The organism is Georgenia subflava, assembly GCF_009193155.1.
GTDB classification, from domain to species: Bacteria; Actinomycetota; Actinomycetes; order Actinomycetales; family Actinomycetaceae; genus Georgenia; species Georgenia subflava.
Map to the genome: position 1 here is coordinate 114,011 of NZ_VUKD01000004.1, position 17,177 is coordinate 131,187.

The following is a 17,177-nucleotide window of genomic DNA, read 5'->3' on the forward strand; positions in this document are numbered from 1 at the left end:
ATGTGCGCGTTCGGGCGGCGTGGGAAAGGGCGATGGTGGTGCCGTCGTGGCGGGTGACGGTCCAGTGGTCGCCGGTGCGTAATTCCGGGGTCCAGCCGGGCGGGGGTTTTGATGGTGATGTTGTGCTGGACGCCGGCCCTTTGACTCGCCAATGGTCGTGGCTAGACCCTGCCATTAAGGTTGGTGGCATGGCTGGCGTCGGATACGAGGTGTGGGGTTCGGGGACGCGAGTCGTGCTCGTCCACGGCTCCCTGGCGGTCGGCCCGACCGAGTGGGAGGGGCAGCGACCGCTGGCTGCGCAGGGATACCAGCTGGTGGTGCCGACGCGCCGTGCCTATGTGCCTCAGTCCGGCACCGTGGGAGAGGACTTCCTCGAAGACGGCCAAGACCTCGCTGAGCTGCTCGGTGACGGCGCGCACCTGGTCGGCCACTCCTATGGCGGGTTGGCCGCCATGGTGGCGGCGGCTGCCCGTCCCGAGGCCGTCCACTCGCTCGTCCTTGCCGAGGCACCGGTCTTCAGCGTGACGGCCGAGCATCCCGACGTGGTGCGGCTGCGTGAGCAGCTGGAGACGGTGTCAGCCCGTGCCGGGAGTGACCGGGAGTTCCTGGAAGGGTTCTTGGACGCCGTCGGGGCTCCCCTCGAAGAGTTCCCGCCGGAGGTGCTCGATGACTTGACGACGATGGTGCCGGCGCTCCGGCTCGGGAGGCTGGCATGGCGATCGGACGTGCCGGTCGAGAGCTTGCTCGGGGCGCCGTTCCCGACTCTGGTGATCTCGGGCAACCACCACGCGGCATTCACCGCCATCTGCGACGGACTCGCTCGTGTGCTCGGAGCCCAGCACCGCGTCGTCGAGGGCGCCGGCCACGACATGCAGACGATGGCGGACGCCTTCAACGCCGCCCTCTTGGACCTGTGGCGCGGCACCGGATAGATGATCGCGGCGCTTCGCCGCGCTGATACCCGAGCGTGTGAGCTCTCATCCATGGGGCTGTGAGCGTCCGTGGCCCCCGGAGCGTGCCGGGCTCAGGTGCGGACAGCAGCCCGCTGTGCGCCGCTCAGGGCTCGTCCCGCTTGAAGATCGTGATCAGCACCCGCAGCCCAAGAATCACCGAGATGACGAAGAGACCGGTCGCCATGATCGTGTAGAGGGTGACGCCGTCGGTCACCGGCGGGCCGCCCCGGATGGTGAAGAGCCCCACCGACATGAGCCCGGTGGTGGCCGCCAGCACGGTCAGGAGCGTGCGATGGACGAGGTTGGTGACGACCTGCCGGTCACGCACGTCCGCGAAGAGCCGCACGTTCGCCGTCAGACGCCCGTGCTCGGCGGCGTCGGCGAGGCGGTCCACGCGGCGCGGCAGACGGCGCAGGATCGGCACGAGCGATCCGAGCTCCTGCTCCACGGTCTCCTTGAGCCTGGCCGGCGTGGCCAGCCCGGCGATCCGGCTGCGACCCAGCGTCTTCGCCTCGGTCACGAGGTCGTACCCCGGGTCTAGGGCGCGCAGCGTGCTCTCCAGGGTCGCCATCGCCCGGAAGACGGCAGCGACCTCGGGCGGGACACCCAGCCCGTAGGTGCTGATCAGGGAGAACAGCGACGTGAAGGCGGCCGCGCCGTCGGTGGTCCCACCGGTCGTGAACCGCAGGATCAGCGCGCCGATGGCCTGCTCGAGGCTGCGCTCGTCGATCTCCTCGGGCCGCTCGACGAGCTCCAGCAGCGCGTCGGAGGCGGCCACGGAGTCGCCGGTGCCGATCGCGGCGAGGAACTGCCCCATCGACCGGCGGGTCTTCGCGCCGAGCCGCCCGACGGACCCGAGGTCGAGCATGCCCAGCGTGCCGTCGTCGGCCACGAGGACGTTCCCGGGATGGAGGTCCACGTGGAAGACCCCGCTCTCGAGCAGCTGGTCCATGACTGTCTGCAGCAGCGTCGCGGCGAGCTGGGAGCGCATGTCCGGCCCCAGCCCGCGAAGAGTGCTCTCGGCGACGCCGAGCGGGACGCCGTCGAGCCGGTCCATCACCAGTACCCGTGCGGTGCTCAGCTCGGCGATCGGCGCGGGCACGGTGATGCCGGACGTCCCGCTGTGCTCCAGCGCCGCGGCCACCCCGCGCATGTTGTCACGTTCGATCGTGAAGTCGAGCTCCTCGGCGAGGGCGTCGGCGAAGCCGGCGGCGAGATCACGCAGACCGATGCTGCGCCCCCAGCCGGTCCGTGCCTCCAGCATCTGCGCCAGGCGGGTGACGATGTCGAGATCGCGCTCGACGTCGCGCTCGATGCCCGGCCGCTGGATCTTGACGACGACGCGCCTGCCGGAGTGCAGCCGTGCGGCGTGGACCTGGGCGATCGAGGCCGAGGCGAGCGCCTCCCGGTCGATCTCGGCGAAGACGTCGTCGGGCTCGCGGCCGATCTCGGTGCGGATCCGCTCCGCCATCTCCTCCCAGGCCACCGGGGCGACGTGGTCCTGGAGCTGGGCGAGCTCGGCGACGAACTCCGGCGGCAGCAGGTCGCGCCGGGTCGAGAGCTGCTGACCGAGCTTGACGAACGTGACCCCGCCGTCCTCCATGGCGTGACGCAACGACCGGGCGAGGTCGCGCCGCTCGGCGACGCTCCCGAGCGAGAGGTGCCGGCGCCCGCGCAGGAACCGGGCCAGGCCGTGGCGCGTGGCGATGCGGAGGATCTCGGCGTAGCGCCCCGAGCGAGCCAGGCGCCCCCGCCACCCGCGCCAGAGCTCCAACGGCCCGGGCAGGGACCCGTCCGGCACGAGGACCTCGGCCAGCACGAGCAGCACCATGGCGACGACGAAGGTCACCGCTCCCAGCAGCGCGAGGTAGAGCCCGAGCTCGACCGTCGGGACCGCGTTCTCTCCGATGCCCTCGAGGGTGTCCTCGTAACCGCTCGGTTCGGTGACGAGCGCACGCAGGAGCGGGCGGGAGATGGTGAGGGCGATGAGGGTGGCGACCGCCGTCCGGAACAGCGAGACCTGAACTCCGAGCAGACGCCGGACGGTCAGGGCGAAGAAGGCGACCGTGACGACGTAGAGGACGACAGCGAGGACGTACAGCAGCGGGCTCACCCGCGTCAGTGTCGCAGCACCGGGGGCGCCGGGCACAGGATGCCGACGGTCCAGCGCGGTGCCAGCCTGGTCCCATGACGCGCTTCGGGTACACCCTCATGACCGAGCAGGCGGGACCCAAGGAGCTGGTGCGGTACGCCGCGGAGGCGGAGCGGCGCGGCTTCGAGTTCGAGGTCTGCTCCGACCACTACTTCCCGTGGCTCGACTCCATGGGGCACTCGCCGTACGCGTGGTCCGTCCTCGGCGCCGTCGCGCAGGTCACCGAGCGCGTGGAGCTGATGACCTACGTGACCTGCCCGATCTTGCGCTACCACCCCGTCGTCGTCGCCCAGAAGGCGGCGACCCTCGGCGTGCTCTCGGACGGGCGCTTCGTCCTCGGGCTCGGCGCCGGGGAGAACCTCAACGAGCATGTGATCGGTGAGCGCTGGCCCGCGGTGGGGGAGCGGCACGACATGCTCGAGGAGGCCCTGATCATCATCCGTGACCTCCTCGACGGCGAACGCGTCACCTGGGAGGGCGACCACTTCCGGGTGGACTCGGCGAAGCTGTGGGACCTGCCCGAGCGTGCGGTCGAGATCGGCGTCGCGGTCTCAGGCGCGCAGTCGGTCTCCCGGTTCGCGCCGCTCGCCGACCACCTGATCACCACCATGCCCGACGCCGAGGTGCTGCGGGACTGGCGGGCGGAGCGCGCGGACGCCGGTCTGCCCGCCGGCCGTGCCGTCGGGCAGGTACCCGTGTGCTGGGACCCAGACGCCGACGCAGCCCTCGAGCGGGCGCACGAGACGTTCCGCTGGTCCGGACTCGGCTGGGCCGTCAACGCGGACCTGCCTACCACTGAGGCGTTCGAGTCGGCCACCACCTACGTGCGCCCCGACGACGTCGCGGAGTCCATCCCGTGCGGACCGGACCTGGACGCGATCGTGGAGGCGGTGGCGCCGTTCTGGGAGGCGGGCTTCACCGACATCGCTCTGGTCCAGGTGGGCGGCGACCACCAGGACGACTTCCTCGCGACGGCGGCCGAGCCGCTGCTGGAGAAGCTGCGGGCCGCGGCGCCGAAGGACTGAGTCGGGTCGAGAGACTGAGTCGGGTCGAGAGAGACTGAGCCGGGTCGAGAGACTGAGTCGGGGGACGGCGTCCAGGCCCTAAACGTCGGCTGCGTCGGCGTGCGCCCTCGGTGGACCGCACCGCCGGCGGGGCACGGACGGAACGAGCTCGGTCCGCCAGGTAGATGATCAGGCGGACTTCTTGGTGGCCGTCTTCTTCTTCGCCGGGGCCTTCTTCCTGGCGGGCGCCGTCTTCGCACCTGAGCTCTTGGACTCCGACGCCTTGGACTCGGCCGCCTTGGACCCCGACGTCTTGGTCTCCGACGTCTTCGAGGACGACGCCTTCGAGGCCGACCCGGTCGACTTCTTCGACCGGGTCGACGAGCCGGCCGACTTCCGTGCCGGCTTCTTCTGTTCCTCGGCGTCCTCGTCGGCCTGTGCCGAGGCGTCGTCCGTGCCGGTCTTGGCGGGCGCCTCGTCCTCGTCCGCGGCCTCCGCCTTGTCGCCCTTCTTCCGGGACTGCTCGACCGAGCGTCGCAGCGCCTCCATGAGGTCGAGGACCTGACCGCCCTCTTCCTCCTCGCCCTCGCCGAACGTGGTCTCCGTGTCGAGGGCCTCGCCCTGCTCGAGCTTGGCCTCGATGAGCTGACGCAGCTGCACCTGGTAGTCGTCAGTGAACCGCTCGGGGTCGAAGTCCGACTCGAAGCTGGAGACCAGCGCCGACGACATCTCCAGCTCCTTGGAGCTGATGCTCACCTTCTCGTCCAGCGCCGGGAAGCTCGCCTCGCGGACCTCGTCCTCCCACAGCAGCGACTGCAGGACCAGCACGTCGCCGCGCACGCGCAGCGCGCCGAGGCGGGTCTTGTCCCGCAGCGTGAAGGTCACGATAGCGGTGCGGTCCGTCTCCTCCAGCGTGCGCCGCAGCAGCACGTAGGACTTCGTGGACTTCGAGTCGGGGCTCAGGTAGTAGGTCTTCCCGAACATGATCGGGTCGACCTGCTCGCTCGGGACGAACTCCTGCACGTCGATCTCGCGGGAGCGCTCGACCGGGAGGGACTCGATGTCCTCCGACGTCAGCACCACGGTCTGCTGACCGTCGTCGTACGCCTTGTCGATGTTCTCGTACTCCACGACCTTGCCGCAGATCTCGCAGCGGCGCTGGTAGCGGATCCGGCCGCCGTCGGCGTCGTGGACCTGGTGGAGCTGGACGTCGTGGCTCTCGGTGGCGCTGTAGAGCTTGATCGGCACATTGACCAGCCCGAAGGTGATCGCGCCCTTCCAGATCGCGCGCACGGCCCGCTCCTTTCCGTCATGGACATACCTGCCCACAAGTCAACCGGTGCAGCCCGCCCGGCGCCACCTGTTCAGGACGGCGACAAGGGGTCTCCCGGGCGGGTGACGCCGTCGGGCCTCGGCTCGTCGGCCGTCTCCCGGTCCGTCTCGAGCGCGCGCACGCAGCACCGGCCGGCCCCCGGGTCGGAGACGACGCGCACCGCGCAGTGGGGCACACCCTCGGTCACGCCGCGCAGCAGCTCGTAGTTCAGCTCGCACACCAGCTCGGTATGTCGCTGCGCCAGCTGGTGGAACGGGCAGTTGCCCATGACGATGCCACCTGCCGGATCCTCCCGCGGCTCGAATCCGCCGTCGACGAGCGCATCCTCGAAGCTGGCGGCGCGCGCGCCCGCAGCCCGGCCCGCGTCGACGGCGACCCGACGCAGCACCGTGCGTACCGGTTCGCCGCTCGTCGCGGCGGTGCTGATCGCCTGCGCGAACAGCTCCGCGGCGAGCTCGTACCGGCGGCTCGGCACCGAGACGTTCGTCTCGGCAGCCGACCGCGAGTAGAGCTTCGCGGGTCGGCCGGCGCCCGGACCGCCCCGTCCGGCAGGACGGCGGAACTCCACGTCCAGCAGCCCCTCGTCGGCCAGCCGGTCGAGATGGAAGGCGGCGGTGCTCCGGGGGAGACCGAGCGCCTCGGCGGCGTCGTCCCGGCTCGTGCGCTCACGCCCGGACACCAGCTCGTACAGGGCGCGTCGGGTCGGGTCGTCGAGCGCCGAGACGGCGGAGACCCGGTCGGACCATTCCCGTGGGGACATGGCGGCAGTCTACTCCTCTAAAAACAAGATCGCTTGACTAAACGCTAGGAGCGGCCTAGCGTCGACATCAGACGAGGTTGTCGGGTGATGTCGGGCGAGTTATCGGGCGACACCGTCGGGCAACGAGGTCGGGCGACGAGGAGGTTCAGCCATGGACTCGCGGACACAGGCTCCCACCGTGCGGACCGTGGGTGGTGAGCGGTGATGGCCACCACGACCGTCGACACGAATGCGATCGACCTCGCCGCCTATGTCGCGCGCGCCGTCGAGCCGTCCGACCCCTCGCCGGCCGTGGGCGCCGACGAGCCGCGTGATTTCTCGCCCTTCGAGCGTGTTGCCGACGGGCGACGCGCCCTCTCAGCGGCCGTGCGCGCCGACGAGCGGCGTGACCTCCTGCCCACCGAGCGCCTTGCCGACGAGCGACGTGACCTCCCGTCCCCGGAGCACCTCGCCGTCGTTCCCCGGGACGAGCGCACCGTCGATCTTGCCGGCGCCCGTGCCGCCGTCGCCGCTCTGCTGACAGCGCTCGGTCGCGACACCGGCTCGGAGCACCTCGCCGACACCCCGCGCCGGGTCGCCGACGCCTACGTCGAGATGCTCACCCCGCGCCCGTTCACGCTGACGACCTTCCCCAACGACGAGGGCTACGACGAGCTCGTCCTGGTGCGCGACGTCCCCTTCCACTCGCTCTGCGAGCACCACCTCCTGCCCTTCCACGGCGTCGCGCACATCGCCTACCTGCCCGGCGAGCGGATCGTCGGCCTCTCGAAGCTCGCCCGGGTGCTGGAGCACCTCGCCCGCGACCTCCAGGTGCAGGAGCGGCTCACCCAGCAGGTGGCCGACCTGCTGGACCAGCACCTGGCGCCACGAGGTGTCGGCGTCGTCCTCGAGGCCGAGCACATGTGCATGGCGCTGCGCGGGGTCGGCGTGACCGGCTCCCGCACCGTCACCTCGGCACTGCGGGGCGTCCTGCGTGAGGACGCCCGGTCCCGCGCCGAGTTCCTGGCCCTGGTCGGCGTCGGCACCGGCGGCCGTCACCCGGGCACCTGACACAGCTGCCGCGACCGCTCGGCCGCGGCATGAGGACGAAGGAGAGACGTCATGTCGCAACCCAGAGGCATCGTCATCGTCGGCGGCGGGCTCGCCGGGGCGCGCGCCGCCCAGACGCTCCGCGAGGAGGGCTACGAGGACAGGATCGTCATCGTCGGCGAGGAGTCCGAGCGCCCCTACGAGCGTCCGCCCCTCTCCAAGGAGTACCTGGCCGGCACGGCCGAGCGAGAGGCCGGCTTCGTCCACCCCGAGGGCTGGTACAGCGAGCACGACGTCGAGCTGATCCTCGGCCGCCGCGTCACCGAGCTGGACCTGCCGGCGCACGAGGTGGCACTGGCGACGGGGGACCGACTGGCCTTCGACACGGTCCTGCTCGCGACGGGCGCGTCATCGCGCCGGTTGCGCGGCCCGGGGTCCGGCGAGGGGCTCGCGGGCGTGCACTACCTGCGCACCCGGGCCGAGTCGGACGCCCTGCGCACCGCCCTGGCCGACGGCGGACGCCGGGTCGTGATCGTGGGAGCGGGCTGGATCGGGCTCGAGATCGCTGCCGCCGCCCGCACGTACGGCAACGACGTCACGGTGCTCGGCCGGGAGACCGTCCCGCTCAGCCTCGCCCTCGGCGACGAGCTCGGCGAGCACTTCGGCGCCCTGCACCGGGCGCACGGCGTCGACCTGCGGATGTCGACCTCGGTCGCCGAGATCCGCGGCACGGAGGGTGCGGTGACCGGCGTCGTGCTCGAGGACGGCGAGACCGTCCCGGCCGACGTCGTCGTGGTCGGCATCGGTGCGGTGCCGAACGACGAGCTGGCACGAGCCGCCGGGCTGGACGTCGACGGCGGCGTGATCGTCGACGAGCACCTGCGCAGCTCGCACCCGGATGTCTACGCCGTCGGCGACGTCGCCAAGGCGTTCCACCCCGTGCTCGGCCGGCACCTGCGGGTCGAGCACTGGGCCAACGCCCTCAACGCCGCCCCGATCGCGGCGCGGGCGATGCTCGGCCAGGACGTCGTCGACGACCTCGTCCCGTACTTCTACACCGACCAGTACGACCTCGGGATGGAGTACTCCGGCTACTTCGACCTCGCCCGGGACGCCGAGGTCGTCTACCGCGGCGACCCGGCAGGCGGGGAGTTCATCGCGTTCTGGGTCGCGGAGGAGAAGGTCGTCGCCGGCATGAACGTCAACGTCTGGGACGTCAGCCCGGCCATCGAGAAGCTGGTCCGCACGGCCCGACCGGTGGACCGAGCCCGGCTGCGCGACCTGGCGGTGCCGCTGGAGCAGCTGACCGCCCAGCCCGCCACGTGACACCCGGCGTGGCGCTCCGCCCTCCGAGAGCCACGCCGGGCCACGCTCGGTACGAGGTACGAGGTACGAGGTACGAGGTACGAGGTACGAGGTACATCGACCCAGGACCTGAGCGGTACTGCCAGCCCGAGAGAGGAGTCCGGACCATGGGCGTCACCACCCCGTCGGTCGTCACGACAGAACCGGCGGTCACCGACACGCCGGCCGTCGGCACCCCGCTGTCGGTTACCGAGCCCGCGCCGGTCGACACGACGACGCCGGTCGGCATGACGACGCCGGTCGACACGACCCCGCCGGCGGTCGGTACCCGACCGGTCGCCACCAGCCGAGCGCTCACCGGCCCAGCGCCCACGATCGCGCCCAGGCGTCGCATCGGCGTGCGCACCTTCGACCTCGCCACCCAGGTGGCGGTCATGGCGATCGTGAACCGCACGCCCGACTCCTTCTACGACCGCGGCCGCACCTTCGCGCTCGACGCCGCCGTCGCGGGTGCGCTGCGAGCCGTCGAGCAGGGCGCGGACTGGGTCGACATCGGCGGGGTGCCCTTCTCCCCGGACACCCCGCCGGTCTCCGTCGCCGAGGAGCTCGACCGGGTGCTGCCGGTGGTCCAGGCCGTGCGCGCCACCTCCGACGTCGTCATCTCCGTCGACACCTACCGTCCCGAGGTCGCCGCCCGCTGCGTCGCCGCCGGTGCCGACGTCGTCAACGACACCTCGGGCCTGCGCGAGCCGGCCATGGCCGACGTCGTCGCCGCCACCGGCGCCACGATCGTGATCGCGCACTCGCTGGCCGCCCCGCACACCCACCACCCGCGGCCGACCTACGGCGACGTCGTCACCGAGGTCGCGGACTTCCTGCGCCAGCGCGTCGAGCTGGCGCGCGCCCGGGGCGTGCGGGACGAGCAGATCGTCATCGACCCCGGGCACGACCTCAACAAGAACACCGACCACTCGCTCGAGCTCATCCGCCGGCTGCCCGAGATCGCCGCCCTGGGGTACCCGACCCTGGTCGCCCTGTCCCGCAAGGACTTCGTGGGCGAGACGCTCGGACGTCCCCGCTCGGACCGGCTGCCCGGGTCCCTCGCCGCCGCGGCACTCTGCGTCCTCGGCGGCGCCCGGATCGTGCGTACGCACGACGTCGCAGCCACGGTCGACGCCGTCCGGATGACCGAGGCCGTGCTCGGCCTGCGTCGCCCCGTCGAGCACCGGCACAACAGGTAGGGACCGCAATGTTCGACCCCGAGGAGCTCATCGACCGGTACTCCGTCGCCGACCGCGCGATCCCGCACCTGCGGGTGAACTTCATCGCCAGCATCGACGGCGCCGCCACGCACCAGGGTCTGTCCGGACCGCTGAACAACGCCGACGACAAGCAGGTGTTCGACACGCTACGCATGCTCGCCGACGTCGTGCTGCTCGGCGCCGGCACCCTGCGCGACGAGGGCTACGGCGCGCTGCGGCTCGACGACGCGGCTGTCGACTGGCGGCTCAAGCACGGGCTCCCGGCCCATCCCACGCTCGCCGTCGTCTCCTCCCGGCTGAACCTCGACGCCGACATGGCCGCACTCGCCGGCGCCCCGACCCGCCCGCTGGTGCTGACCCACGACGCCTCGCCCGCCGAGCGGCGTCTCGCGCTCGCCGAGGTGTGCGACGTCGTCCCCTGCGGGGAGCGGTCCGTCCAGCCGGCGCTGGTCCGCGCCGCACTCGAGCGCCGCGAGCTCAACCAGGTGCTGTGCGAGGGCGGTCCCCACCTGCTCGGCACGCTCGTCGCCGCCGACGCCGTCGACGAGCTGTGCCTGACGATCAGCCCCGTCCTCGAGGGTGGGGACGCGGGCCGAATCAGCGTTGGCGGTGCCCAGGCCACCAGGCCCATGCGGCTGGCGCACGTGCTGACCGCCGGCGACATGCTGATGCTCCGCTACCTCCGCGAGAGGTGACCTCGCGCACCACCGACCCGTCGACCGGCGCGGGCGGCCGCGCATCGCCCGGACGGTGCGGCAGGTGCCGCTCGGCGGCACGGCGCCAGACGCCGGAGGCCGGCCCCGGCGGGCGTCAGCGCGCGGCCCGGGTGGCCGTCTCGTCCGCGGTGACGGGCAGCGCGGCGTAGGCCGCGAGACGACGGGCGAGCTCGGCCGGGCGGGAGAGGTAGGCGCTGTGGCTGCCGGGCATCACGTCGGCGTCGATGCCGAGCCGCTCGCGGGCGAGCGCAGCCAGGAACTCCGGCGGGAAGAACCGGTCGTCGCCAAGGACGAGGAACGACGTCGGCACGTCCGGCCACACGCGCAGCGGCCACGCCTCGTGCATCGCGCGATCCGTCTGCTCGCGGCCGTGGCGCAGCGCCTCGGTCGCCAGCACGGGGTCGACGTCGTGCATGAACGCCGCGATCGTGCCGGCGTCGTCGCTCATGTCCACGACGACGCCCTCGCGCTGCGCACGCTCGGCGGCCGCGACGTGGTAGCCGCTGCTCGCCCACCACCCGGTGGCAGTCTCCCCGGCGGCGGGAATCATGGCCGCGACGAGCACCAGACGGCGCAGCGGCACCCGGGCGGCGGCCAGCGGGGCGGTGAAGCCGCCGAGGGAGTGGGCGACCAGGACGACGTCGGACCGGTCCCCGACCGCGTCGACGACCGTGTCCGCGTAGTCCGCCAGGCCCTTACTGTCGTCGTCGGTCGGCAGGTCGACGGCGACCGCCTCGTGGCCGAGCCGGGCGAGCTCGGCGACGACGAGCTGCCACTCCCACGAGCTGCCGCCACCCCCGTGGACGATGACGAACGGTGCCATCAGCTCTCCTGGAGGACCGAGAGCACGTTCCCGGCCGGGTCCGTGAACCAGGCGATCGGCGGCCCGCCGCGTCGGAAGACGCCCTGCTCGTCGGTCTCCATCTCGGTGCCCTCGTAGTGCTCGAACGTCACTCCGCGGGAGCGCAGCTCGGCGACGGCGGCCTCGACGTCCCCTACGGGGAAGTTGAGGATCGTGAAGGAGGCGGGGGTGTGCGCGTCGCCCTTGGCGTACACGAGGACGTCGGCCCCGCCGGGCAGGTGCAGGGTGAGGATGCCGTCCATCGCTCCGTCCGTCACCTCGAGGCCGAGGACCTTGCTGTAGAACTCGCGGGCGCTCGCGGCGTCGTCGACCGAGAAGCCGCTGTAGGCGGTGCTGGTGAACATGGTGCTCCTTGTGGGGTTGGTGGTGCGGTGCATGTGGCCGTTGTCCATCGAGGTGCTCCGTGCCGGGCGGCCCCGTCAGCCGAGGTTGAGCGAGGCGAGCCACGGCTCGATCAGCCCGGCGTCGCCGTCCACCTCGGTGCCCTCGGCGCCGACGTCGAGGCGCCGGTACGTCACCAGCAGCAGGGCGGTGAGGGGTCCGCGGAGCTCGGCGACGGCGGTGCCGCCGACGTCGGCGCCGCCGACGTCGGCGCCGGAGACAGCGGTGCCGCCGACGTTCGTCTCGGCGAGGTCCGTCTCGCCGAGGTGCGTACCGCTGACGTCCTTGCCGTCGAGGTGCGTACCGCCGACGTCCTTGCCGTAAAGGTGCGTACCGCCGACGTCCCTGCCGTCGAGGTGCGTACCGCCGACGTCCTTGCCGCCGAGGCCTGCAGCATCTCGTCGCCGCCGCAGCTCACCCGGGGCGTGCTCGCGGCGCCAGCTGAAGCTGCCGCCGTCGGGGGTGACCACCCAGACCGGGTCGGTGTCGGTGGCCCGCAGGACGATGCGGCGTGCGGGCCCGGCGGGGAGCGGGGGACCGGCGAAGAGCTCGAGGAGCTCGTCGAGCGCGTCGGCGGCGTGGTCCGGGCTGACCCCTACCGCCACCCCGAGGCTGAGGGCGGCGTCGGCCCGGTGGATCAGCAGGTCGTTGGCGGCTCGCCGGGCCCACTCTCCGGTGCTCGCATCGATGCCCCAGACCCGCGCGCAGCGGCCCCGCCCGGCGATCCGCAGGGCCGCGGCGAGCGTCGCCGCCTCGAGCGTCAGGGCCTCCACCGCGTCAGCCGTCGTGGGGATGGGGGTGGGCAGCTCCGCCGTCGAGGTGCTGGGCGCCCGGCCGCGGCGCGAGCGGCGCACGGCGTCGGCCATCTCACGCAGGTTTCCCGTGACGTGGTCGAGGAGGTCCGCCAGCGTCCACCGCGGGCAGGTGGGCACGGCGGTGGTGAGGTCGGCACCGCGCAGGAGGTCGCCCAGGAGCTCGGCCTGGGTCACGACCTCGTCGCAGTAGCGCTCGTGGTCGAGAAGCATGGTTCCTCCCTCTGGCTCAGCGTCCCGGTGGCGCGGCCACTCGGGCGAGGAGGTCGAGGACCTGAGGCGCGACGGCGTCGGGCCGCAGGTCGTGGTCGGCGCCGTCCACGGCGCGAAGCTCGGCGCCGGTGAAGGCCGCCGCGGCCGCCCGGGCCGAGTCGACGAGGCCGGGCCAGGTGTCGCGACCGTGCAGCGCGAGCGTGGGCACGGTGACCTGGGCGCCGATCGGGCGGGGATCGTCGTGCAGACCGGTGACCGCGGCGTCGTAGACGAGGCTGTTGGCCATGGCCTCCATCGCCGGGAAGAACGGCGCCCCGCGCACGTGGGCCACCGTCGCGTCGTCGAGCCCGACGCCGGCGCTCATGAAGTGCGCCACGGCGTCGCCGCGCCGCCCCTGCGCGACCAGCGCCGCGAGCTGCTCCGCCAGCTCCGTCGTCGGTGCGACGGGCTCGACGGCGAAGGGTGGCTCGAACATCACCAGCGCCTGCACGCCGGGGTTGCGGACGGCGCCGAGCGCTGCGACGTGCGCGCCGGAGGAGTAGCCGAGCAGCGCGGCCGTCCCGCCGACGGCGTCGACGAGCGCGTCGAGGTCCTCGAGCTCGCGCTCGACGGCGCCAGCCACCGGGGTGACGTCGCCGGTGGCCGCGGCGTCGGTGCTCTCTCCGCGTCCCCGCCGGTCGTAGGTGATCGCCGTGGCGCCGGCGGCGAGGGCCTGGGCCAGCGGGCGGAGGGCGGCTCGGTCGGCGTTCGCCGCGGCGACGAGCAGGACGGCCGGACCTTCGCCGTAGGACTCGTAGGCGATCGAGGTGCCGTCGGCAGAGGTGACGTGCTGGACACTCATGGGTGGTTCCCTCCCTGTGTGGGGATGTCATCAACGGTCCCAGGCCCGTGCGCCGCTGTCATGGAGAATTCGGCCTCTCGTGACGTGCCGGGGACACCGGAGGCGGATGTCCCGCCAGCTGGCGGGCGACTCGCTGCAGGCGCCGGGCCGGTGGTCGAGCCGTGCGGCGCGGCCGCCGGCCCGGTGGTCGAACCATGCGGCGCAGGCGCCGGCCCCGTGGTCGAGCCATGCGGCGCGGGCGTCGGCCCGGTGGCGGAGCCGATCGGCCCCGCTGGCTCGGCAGCAGGACCGATGCCGGGCGCCTCCACCCGGCTCGGCGGCACGTGCCGGAGCATCGTCAGGGCGAGGACGGCGATGGTCACCATGGCCAGCGCCACCCCGGCGAGGGCGACGTCCATCCCCGCCAGGAACGCCTGGCGGGCGGAGTCGAGCAGCGCGGCACCCTCCGCGCCCAGGGCGCCGGCGACCGCGTCCGCACCGGCGAGCCCCTCGCGGACCGCGGCGGCCTGCTCCCCGGTCAGCCCCTCCGGGAGCGGCCCGAGCGCGGCCCGGTAGGCGGCCGCCGCGACCGACCCGAGGACCGCGATCCCGAGCGCGTAGCCGAGCTCACCGGCGGCCTCCGACGTCGCGGCCGCGGAGCCGGCCTTCTCGGGCGGTGCGGAACCCACCACGAGGTCGGTGCCGAGGGTGACCATCGGCCCGCAGCCCAGCTGGAACAGGACGTAGGCGAGCACCAGCGGCACCAGCTCGTCGGTGCCCGTCAGCACGAGCAGGCTGACGCCGGACAGCGAGACGACCATGCCGACGGCGATCAGCACCGCCGGCCGGATCCGCCGGGCCAGCGCCGGGGCGAGGAGGAACCCGGCGACGGCGGCAGCGACGCCCGGCAGCATGGCCAGACCGGAGTGCAGCGCCGTGAGGCCCGAGACGAGCTGCAGGTGCTGGGTGACGAAGTACATCGTGGCGCCGGTCGCGGCGACGAGGAACATCCCGGCCACCGCCGTCGAGAACGCCCGGGTGTGGAACAGGCCGAGATCCAGCACCGGGTCGGCGATGCGGCGCTGCCGGGAGACGAAGCCCAGGCCGGAGGCGAGCCCGACCACGAGCGCCAGCCCCGGCACGGTCGACCAGCCGCCGGTGGCGAGCTCCTTGATGCCGTACACGGCAGGCAGGATCGCCGCGAGCGAGAGGGCGACGCTGGCCGGGTCGATCCGGCCGGCGCGGGTGTCGCGGTACTCGGGCAGCAGGACGGGGCCGAGGACGAGCAGGAGGAGCATCGCCGGCACGCCGAGCAGGAAGGCGGCGCCCCACCAGAAGTGCTCGAGCATCACCCCGCCGACCACTGGGCCGACGGCGGCGCCGCCCATGAAGCAGACCATCCAGACGCCGATGGCCTGGGCCCGTTGCGCGGGGTCGCGGAACAGGTTGGAGATCAGCGCGAGCGTGGACGGTGCCAGGGTCGCCCCGGCGACGCCCAGCAGGGCGCGGGCGACGATGAGCATCGCCGGGCTGACCGAGAAGGCCGCGAGCACGGAGGCGACGGCGAAGCCTGCCGCGCCGATCAGCAGGAGGCGGCGCCGGCCGATGCGGTCGCCGAGCGTGCCCATGGTGAGCATGAAGCCGGCGAGCAGGAAGCCGTAGATGTCGAGGATCCACAGCTGCTCGGTGCTGGAGGCGCCGAGGTCCGCCGAGAGGTGCGGCACCGCCAGCAGCAGGACGAAGACGTCGATCGAGACGAGCAGCGCCGGCAGGGCGAGGACGCCGAGAGCGGCCCACTCACGTCGGCCGGCGGTCGAGGGGGAGTCGGCGGGAAGGCTCACGAAGAGCTCCTTCGGGCTTCGTGGCGGCCCGGCTAGGGCCGGGCGTCGGTGCCATGCGTCGGTGCCGTGCATCGGTCGGTGGGGCGCCCTGCGGCGTCCGGTCAGGTGGTGCGGGAACGACGCTACGCGCGCATGGTCCTAAAAGACAACTACTTATCTCTGAAAAAGAACTTCGCATGGATATCATGGGCACCATGACGGTCAGGCGGCGGTACGAGGACTCCTGCGGGATGGCGCAGGGGCTCAACCTCGTGGGGGACCGGTGGGCGCTGCTCGTCGTGCGCGAGCTGGTGCTCGGCCCCCGCCGGTTCACCGACCTGCGCGCCGACCTGCCCGGGATCAGCCCGAACGTCCTGAGCCAGCGGCTCGAGGAGCTCGAGGCCGCGGCGGTGCTGCGCCGGCGCCGGCTGCCGCCGCCCGCACCGGCCCAGGTCTACGAGCTCACGGAGTGGGGCGCGGAGCTGGAGACGGTGATCGTCCAGCTCGGTCGCTGGGGTGCGAGGTCGCCGTCCTTCGACCGGGAGTCCGGGCTCAGTGCCAGCTCGGCCGTGCTGTCGATGCGGACGATGTTCCGCGCCGAGGCCGCCGGCGGCCTCAGCCTGCGACTGGCGCTGCGCCTGGGTGAGCGGACGTTCCGGGCGACGGTGGCGAACGGCCGGCTCGACGTCGTCCCGGCCGACGATCTCGGTCCCGCCGGAGCGCGGCCGCGCTCGGGAGACGCTGACCTCCTCGGGCCCGGGCCCGGCGACCTCCTCGAGCTCGGGCCCGGCGGGGTCGACGCGGTCGTGACGGCGGCGCCGGGTGACCTGGCCGGGCTGCTCTACGACGGTCTCGACCTGGAGGTGGCGCTCAGGTCGGGCGCCGTGTCGGTCGAGGGAGACGTCGCCGCGCTGCGGTCCTACCTCGGGTGCTTCTGGCTGCCCGAGCCCGCCCCTGCGCCCGGGTAGGTCAGGGCCGGACCGCGCCGCCGCAGCCGCGCAGCCGGTTCTCGGGGTCGAGGCGGGCGTTGACGGTGTCGAAGATCTTCTTGAGCTGCTTGACCTGTGCCGCGGAGAGCTCGTCGAAGATCAGGGTCCGGACGTTGTCGACGTGGCCGGGCGCCGTCGCCACGACCTTCTCCCAGCCGGTCTCCGTCAGGACCGCCATGGTGCTGCGGCCGTCGCCCGGGACCGGCTGCCGCTCGACCCAGCCCTGGCCCTCGAGTCTGTCGACCAGGTGGGAGAGGCGGGACATGCTCATGTTCGCCATGGCGGCCAGCCGGCTCATCCGGATCGCGCGCTCGGGCGCCTCGGACAGCGACGACAGGACCGTGTAGCCGGCGTGCGTCAGCGCCGCGTCGCGCTGGAGCTGGGCGTCGAGCGCCCCGGGAAGCAGCATCAGGCCGGCCATGAGTGAGCGCCAGGCGTCCTCCTGCTCGGATGTGAGCCACACAGTCGTCTCGTCCATGGCTCCATGATAGCCGTGAAGCATTTGACACTTCAAGTGTGGTGACGCACCGAACAGTTGACACCTCAACTATCGGTGAGTAACTTAGATGTTGTCGCTTCAAGCAATGTGTTCCATGCCGGTCCAGCCGGCACGAGTGCACACCAGTCACCGAGAGGAACCCATGGGCCTGTTCAGCCGCCTCCGCCGCAAGGCGACCCCCGCACCTGAGGCCGTCACGTCGACGGCCGGCCAGACCGCGAAGACCGGTCCGGCGACAGCAAGCAACCCCCAGACCACGAGGAGCAA

General features: G+C 72.6%; 15 protein-coding genes and 1 pseudogene. 7 read left to right on the forward strand and 9 right to left on the reverse strand.

Translation table 11 applies throughout. From position 1 onward, the window contains the following. Positions 1-188 precede the first annotated feature (188 nt). Positions 189-932 carry an alpha/beta fold hydrolase gene (locus GD748_RS13900; protein ID WP_226921383.1) on the forward strand — a complete coding sequence of 248 codons (744 nt, stop codon included), beginning with the start codon at positions 189-191 and terminating at the stop codon, positions 930-932. 124 nt (positions 933-1,056) lie between these two features. On the opposite strand, the gene GD748_RS13905 is transcribed toward GD748_RS13900, so the two are convergent. Next, complete coding sequence (locus GD748_RS13905) at positions 1,057-3,066, reverse strand: ABC1 kinase family protein (protein ID WP_152195824.1); 2,010 nt, start codon at positions 3,064-3,066, stop codon at positions 1,057-1,059. A gap of 74 nt (positions 3,067-3,140) precedes the next feature. Between GD748_RS13905 and GD748_RS13910 the strand changes: the two genes are divergently transcribed. Then, complete coding sequence (locus tag GD748_RS13910; protein ID WP_152195825.1) at positions 3,141-4,130, forward strand: TIGR03557 family F420-dependent LLM class oxidoreductase; 990 nt, start codon at positions 3,141-3,143, stop codon at positions 4,128-4,130. A 168-nt stretch (positions 4,131-4,298) separates the two neighbouring features. Here GD748_RS13910 and ku read toward each other — a convergent pair whose 3' ends face one another. Continuing rightward, positions 4,299-5,402, reverse strand: coding sequence for a non-homologous end joining protein Ku (gene ku, locus GD748_RS13915; RefSeq protein ID WP_152195826.1), 1,104 nt, complete (start codon positions 5,400-5,402; stop codon positions 4,299-4,301). A gap of 71 nt (positions 5,403-5,473) precedes the next feature. Then, entirely contained in the window at positions 5,474-6,202 is a 729-nt protein-coding gene (locus GD748_RS13920; RefSeq protein ID WP_152195827.1) for a helix-turn-helix transcriptional regulator, read from the reverse strand. A gap of 393 nt (positions 6,203-6,595) precedes the next feature. Here GD748_RS13920 and folE point away from each other — a divergent pair, with 393 nt between their 5' ends. The 4 genes from folE (at position 6,596) to GD748_RS13940 (ending at position 10,493) form a co-directional block, all read left to right on the forward strand. After that, positions 6,596-7,252 (forward strand): GTP cyclohydrolase I FolE, encoded by a 657-nt coding sequence (folE, locus tag GD748_RS13925; RefSeq protein ID WP_193312984.1) that lies wholly within the window; start codon positions 6,596-6,598, stop codon positions 7,250-7,252. Between the two features lie 51 nt (positions 7,253-7,303). After that, positions 7,304-8,557, forward strand: a complete 1,254-nt coding sequence (locus GD748_RS13930) for an NAD(P)/FAD-dependent oxidoreductase (RefSeq protein WP_152195829.1) — start codon at positions 7,304-7,306, stop codon at positions 8,555-8,557. 146 nt (positions 8,558-8,703) lie between these two features. Next, a complete protein-coding gene (gene folP, locus GD748_RS13935; RefSeq protein ID WP_319593319.1) occupies positions 8,704-9,777 on the forward strand; it encodes a dihydropteroate synthase in 1,074 nt (357 codons plus the stop codon). Between the two features lie 8 nt (positions 9,778-9,785). Next, positions 9,786-10,493 (forward strand): pyrimidine reductase family protein, encoded by a 708-nt coding sequence (locus tag GD748_RS13940; protein ID WP_152195830.1) that lies wholly within the window; start codon positions 9,786-9,788, stop codon positions 10,491-10,493. Positions 10,494-10,608: 115 nt separating this feature from the next. Here the strand turns inward: GD748_RS13940 and GD748_RS13945 are convergent, their stop codons facing one another. From GD748_RS13945 to GD748_RS13965, 5 genes and pseudogenes are all read right to left on the reverse strand, one after another. Next, a complete protein-coding gene (locus GD748_RS13945) occupies positions 10,609-11,337 on the reverse strand; it encodes an alpha/beta fold hydrolase (RefSeq protein ID WP_152195831.1) in 729 nt (242 codons plus the stop codon). Continuing rightward, on the reverse strand, positions 11,337-11,720 hold the full coding sequence (locus GD748_RS13950) for a VOC family protein (protein ID WP_152196210.1): 384 nt from the start codon (positions 11,718-11,720) through the stop codon (positions 11,337-11,339). Before GD748_RS13950 ends, GD748_RS13945 begins: the two co-directional genes overlap by 1 nt. 75 nt (positions 11,721-11,795) lie before the next feature. Then, positions 11,796-12,782: a maleylpyruvate isomerase family mycothiol-dependent enzyme gene (locus GD748_RS13955; protein WP_152195832.1), complete on the reverse strand. Its 987-nt coding sequence runs from the start codon at positions 12,780-12,782 to the stop codon at positions 11,796-11,798. 16 nt (positions 12,783-12,798) lie between these two features. Further along, complete coding sequence (locus tag GD748_RS13960; protein WP_152195833.1) at positions 12,799-13,623, reverse strand: alpha/beta fold hydrolase; 825 nt, start codon at positions 13,621-13,623, stop codon at positions 12,799-12,801. A gap of 317 nt (positions 13,624-13,940) precedes the next feature. After that, positions 13,941-15,443, reverse strand: a pseudogene (locus GD748_RS13965) (MFS transporter); the annotation flags it as partial. Between the two features lie 194 nt (positions 15,444-15,637). On the opposite strand from GD748_RS13965, the gene GD748_RS13970 reads away from it, so the two are divergent. Next, positions 15,638-16,390 carry a winged helix-turn-helix transcriptional regulator gene (locus GD748_RS13970; protein ID WP_152195835.1) on the forward strand — a complete coding sequence of 251 codons (753 nt, stop codon included), beginning with the start codon at positions 15,638-15,640 and terminating at the stop codon, positions 16,388-16,390. Position 16,391: 1 nt separating this feature from the next. Here GD748_RS13970 and GD748_RS13975 read toward each other — a convergent pair whose 3' ends face one another. After that, a complete protein-coding gene (locus GD748_RS13975; protein ID WP_152195836.1) occupies positions 16,392-16,889 on the reverse strand; it encodes a MarR family winged helix-turn-helix transcriptional regulator in 498 nt (165 codons plus the stop codon). Between the last annotated feature and the right edge of the window lie 288 nt (positions 16,890-17,177).